Here is a 4636-nt window from a genome sequence, read left to right on the forward strand (position 1 = left end):
TGTCGTTCTATTTCTTTTTCTCGTAAGGCAATGAGACGCTCGAGACGGTCCATATCGACGTCATTTTCTAAGGCTCTGTTTAAAATACGTTCCATAGCAGTTTGTTTAACCGCTAAGTGATGCGTTTCTTCAATTTCTGTTAGGTTAGTGTTTAGTTCACTCATCTTGATTTCCTCCTATTTGAGCGCAATTCCCCCGTGGCGTGAATCACGCTGGTGTTTAAAAGTTGGTTTTTCGGTGTTAGAAACGGCTTATAGAGATACTATAAGATTAGTCGTTCGTATTTTTTCATTTGGTTTGTTCTCTAGTTGAGGTGAGGTCAGTATTATCAACATACCCATAAGCACCTGCATCATTGGTAATGTATATAGCATCGCAGTTACCAAAAACACGTACATCACCGTAAACTTCTATATATCCATAAAAATGTATACCCTCGTAAACTTCTGCATTACCAAAAACTTGAACATTATCAGAAATTTGTGCATCATCATAAACACGGGCGCCTTCATAAACCCATGCATTATCACCAACCCAGCAATCCCCTTCGTGACTTAAATTGCCCTCATGCTCTATAAACCCCCCTAAATCGCCTTTCTCGACGTTTCCAAAGTCTCGTAAGGCGCGAATGCGGTGGAGAGTTCTGCCATTAACTTCGATTGTTGCGTCTGTCAGTTCGTATTTCTTTTTTATCATAATAACCTCCTCTTAATGCATGCTTTGTCTTTTAAGCTCTTGAGACAGCACACCAATTCCTTTTGCTGTGACTTTTGCGCAAGGAATGACCTTTTCTATTCCATTTGCGGTTTGAAGTGTGATAGTTGGACAATCCATAAGTTTCTTTTGGATTTTGTCTTGATACGGTAGCAAATTTCCACCTGCTGCTCGTCTGTAAACCCAACCTTTTTGCTGTAAGAAGAGAATGAATTGTTTTGGTTGCATCTCGAGTATTTTAGCGGCTTCTGTAAGACCAAAGAGTCCATTATGACGCTGTAAGCTTTCAAGAGCCATGGCTTTTGGTGTTAAATCTTCAATGATGGTGTCTTTTTGATCTATTTGACCTTGTAGGTAATTCAAAAAGCCAATCATAGCCTTTGGACTTGAATAGTCGATTTGTGGTGTTACTGCTTGCTTTTCCAATTCTTGCCAACGGTCTATAATCCTAGCACGTAATGTCATGCTGTAACCAGAAACTAAGATAAGGCATTCACGCTTAGGGAGGTTGTAACAGTTTTGGGGCTTACCCTGTTTATCTAAATAGGTGGATCCAAATTTGGATTGACCCCCTTCAGGATATAATTCTCCTAACATTTGCCGAATATCACGCATAATATGCGCATGTTGCTTACCACATAACTCTGCAATTTCACGACTAGACATCGTTTGAACTGTTGTGTTTTGAAAATTGTTTTCAGATATTGTAATAAAGTTTTGCATCATCACCCCCCTTAATTAAGAAAAACACAAGGTTTGATATAATATTCTGCCATAGTTTCTATGACGTTCTGCTTGAGCAATTTTCCTTGCTGCGTGAATTTTGAAGTAATGATTATCGGTTTTATCTGTTTCTATTTCAGATTTTGGACAAATCTTCTGTCTGTTCCATTCTTGTTTTGTAAAAACAAAATCCACGCCTTCTTTTAGATCAAGCTTTTCAACACAATCGTTAAACCAAGTGGAAAAATCTTGTTTCAAATGTAAGTACCTATGCATTACATGGGCATTGACCATTTGGACATAACCGATTTTGTTGTCTACCTCGTTTTCAGGCGTGAGATATCCTTCACTATGAATATGAGTATCATGTGTGGTCATAAGTTTACTCTAATCAATTATTGATGGGAAAAGGGGAGGCGCTTTTAAAAGCGCCCTTCAGAATTTAAAGCACATCACAAGGACGCAAACGGTGTTGTTGTTCGTAAGTACCGTAAATCTCATCATTATATTTTTCGTCTGCTAAATCAGATAAAAGGTCATGGTAAGCAACACTCTCGCGTACAAAGTCATGAACTTTACTCTCCTCATGGAGATGTTCGATATTTTCTTTTACATATGCTTCTGCAATTTCTTCAGAGATATCTTCACAATTATTCTCAGAAGGATTGATGCGAAAGATTTGGATTGCATCATCTGCCTCGTCAATAATTTTTAGAACTTGGCTTTCATCCAGTGGTCCCGATCGACCAATGTTTTGATCATCATCATAGACAACTAATAAGATTTCATCAGAATTTATAAGAATTGGATTTTCCATAATTTCTCCTCCCTAACGCCTCTTGGCGATTGTTTGTGCGTGGTTTATGGAATATATATAATACGCATAATGCATACTTGTCAACAATAAAATATGCGTTATGTGTATTTTATTTTTAACGGTATAAAAATCTTGTAAGAAGATTTTTTCTAAATGACGATTCTCATGAAAGGGGAAGGTGAATGGTTATGAAAATAATAAAAAGTGATATAGAATTAGATAACAAAATAATGCATCTGGTTTCTACATTTAGTAATGAAAGAAAAAAAGCTTTTATTTTTTTTCTTCTGCATGCAGGCGATTTAAAAGGTGAAGAATTGTTTCTTTATCTGGTTGAGTTGTTTTTTGCAGTAGATTAATAATTTGCTCATCAACAGTTTGTTTTGTGGCAGGAATTGGAAAGGAGGGGCCTTCTCCCTCTCCAGTTAATAACCATCCTTCACTAATTCTAAATGCTTTTGCATATTTTGCAGATGCTCGTGATATTCCTCTTAATCCTTGTTCGTGCTGTATATAGCTAGAGTAGTTCCAGCCAAAATATCTAGCTGCTTCTTTAGCACTTCTAAAACCACGCGCTAAACGCGCTTTTATTAATCTAGCAGATTGGTCTATCGTGTTACTAAGCATTTTTATCTCCTTAATATATTCATATTGCATATAATTGGTATGCATTTCGACTTGACTTTTAAGTACTCATAATGCATATTATTTTTTATGGGAAAAATAGCAGTAAAACAGTTACGTAAAAATCTGAATTTAACTCTGAAAGAAATGGCAGCACAGTTAGGCGTCAACAAGTCAACAGTATGGCGTTGGGAAAAATATGGTGTTCCTTCAAGAGGAGCCGTTGCATATCTTCTCGAAGCGTTATGGAATGAACAATCTCCTCCAACGCCTTCTTTTGTCAAGGGTTCCACTGTTTGCATGAAGCCATTTGAACAAAATGAAATGACGAAGCTTCAATATGAAGAAAGAAAATAAAAATGGACAATTTCGCAACGATTATTGTGCTTTTTACGACCAATGTAATCACGATTTTTTGTTTTTATGTCTCTCATAAAAAAATGCAAAGCTCTACAAAGGTATTGCAAAGACCATATTACACTTTTCACATTTTGAAAGATTCAATAAAAGAAATGGATTTTCCAGACGGCAGCACAATTGTTTTTAGCGATTCTGATTGGAATTTTTCTCTTGATGCAAATGATAATTTGATAGTTCAAAGTACTTTAGGACCTTCATTATCGATAAAGGCATATAGTGATGCGCACGGTTTCAAAAAGCATTTCATAGATAGTTTACAGAAATACAATCGGTCTACACATTTAGTTAGTGCAGCGAGATGAAGCATGCAGTGTATTTTTGAATTGAGTGAGTTCATTTTTTTTAACTTATGACTACGCGCTCTGTCACAGCTCACGCATAAATAGGCAACAGCCTTAAGGGGGGATTATGATCACTAATTTATATTTAATGAAAGAAGGGGGCGCGCATGTCTAATGGTATGCCATGGATAAGATTCCATTTGTATGACTGGATAAGTGGTACAGATGGAATGACGTTAGAGCAAAGGGGCGCTTATATGACGCTTCTCGTTCGCATGTACGATAAAAAAGCACCAATTAAAGAAGATTTTGAAACGCTTGCACGTGCTTGCAATTGTTCGCAGAAAAAATTTGCAGCTATTGTCGAATACTTAATGAGGAATGATAAACTTGTTGAGACAGATAATGGATTGTGGAATACGCGCGTTGAAGAAGAACTAAAAGATTTTTCTGATAAAAAAGAGCACATATCGCAAGTTCGTAGTGAAGCTGGTAAAAAAGGTGCACAAGCAAAAAACAATACAAAACAACATGTTAATAATTTTGCTGAAGCAAATGACAAGCAAAACGTTTTTTTTGCTGAAGCAAACGCTAAGCAAAATCAAGCTATAAAGAACCAGAATAAGAATAATATATATAAAAAAAATAAAACTATCGTTTTATCAAAAAAAGAAATTGATTTTGAAGATTTAGAAATCACCGATTTGGTTCACGAGCCAATCGAGGTTGATGCTGTTGAGACCACATCAGAGCAAATCGCAACCTCATCAGACAACCAACCTTCCATTCACGAGCAAGAGAACGTTCCCAAAAAAGCAAAACGAGCGCAAGCTAATCGCGGTTGTCGATTGCCTGCGGATTTTGAACCCGATTACGATTTTGCCATCGAAGAGGGCTTGCCTCCAGAGCGCGTGAAAGTCGAAATTGCAAAGTTTCGAGATTTTTGGAAAGCCTGTGCAGGAAAGAATGCTATCAAACGTGATTGGCAAGCAACATGGAGAAACTGGGTGCGAAAGGCTATCGAGGTTTTAGAGAAAACGAAAAACACGAACAACAA

8 protein-coding genes and 1 pseudogene are annotated in these 4636 nt (G+C 36.9%); 3 read left to right on the top strand and 6 right to left on the bottom strand.

Translation table 11 applies throughout. The features are described 5' to 3' along the window. From ACFINZ_RS08870 to ACFINZ_RS08895, 6 genes and pseudogenes are all read right to left on the bottom strand, one after another. Positions 1-164, bottom strand: a pseudogene (locus ACFINZ_RS08870) (recombinase); the annotation flags it as partial. A 124-nt stretch (positions 165-288) separates the two neighbouring features. Further along, positions 289-696 carry a hypothetical protein gene (locus ACFINZ_RS08875; protein WP_375637119.1) on the bottom strand — a complete coding sequence of 136 codons (408 nt, stop codon included), beginning with the start codon at positions 694-696 and terminating at the stop codon, positions 289-291. A 12-nt stretch (positions 697-708) separates the two neighbouring features. Continuing rightward, on the bottom strand, positions 709-1437 hold the full coding sequence (locus ACFINZ_RS08880; RefSeq protein ID WP_375701345.1) for a Rha family transcriptional regulator: 729 nt from the start codon (positions 1435-1437) through the stop codon (positions 709-711). Positions 1438-1452: 15 nt separating this feature from the next. Next, entirely contained in the window at positions 1453-1815 is a 363-nt protein-coding gene (locus ACFINZ_RS08885) for an antA/AntB antirepressor family protein (RefSeq protein WP_375632994.1), read from the bottom strand. A gap of 64 nt (positions 1816-1879) precedes the next feature. Further along, positions 1880-2254: a hypothetical protein gene (locus ACFINZ_RS08890; RefSeq protein ID WP_375655511.1), complete on the bottom strand. Its 375-nt coding sequence runs from the start codon at positions 2252-2254 to the stop codon at positions 1880-1882. A gap of 273 nt (positions 2255-2527) precedes the next feature. Further along, positions 2528-2881, bottom strand: coding sequence for a helix-turn-helix domain-containing protein (locus tag ACFINZ_RS08895; RefSeq protein WP_004859838.1), 354 nt, complete (start codon positions 2879-2881; stop codon positions 2528-2530). A gap of 87 nt (positions 2882-2968) precedes the next feature. Here ACFINZ_RS08895 and ACFINZ_RS08900 point away from each other — a divergent pair, with 87 nt between their 5' ends. The 3 genes from ACFINZ_RS08900 to ACFINZ_RS08910 all read left to right on the top strand — a co-directional run. Then, a complete protein-coding gene (locus ACFINZ_RS08900) occupies positions 2969-3235 on the top strand; it encodes a helix-turn-helix domain-containing protein (protein WP_375618101.1) in 267 nt (88 codons plus the stop codon). Positions 3236-3237: 2 nt separating this feature from the next. Then, a complete protein-coding gene (locus tag ACFINZ_RS08905) occupies positions 3238-3600 on the top strand; it encodes a hypothetical protein (protein ID WP_375655510.1) in 363 nt (120 codons plus the stop codon). Positions 3601-3746: 146 nt separating this feature from the next. Beyond that, on the top strand, positions 3747-4636 hold an 890-nt coding region (locus ACFINZ_RS08910), incomplete at its 3' end, for a YdaU family protein (protein ID WP_375701344.1).

The organism is Bartonella sp. AA81SXKL, assembly GCF_042196945.1.
Classification (GTDB): Bacteria; Pseudomonadota; Alphaproteobacteria; order Rhizobiales; family Rhizobiaceae; genus Bartonella.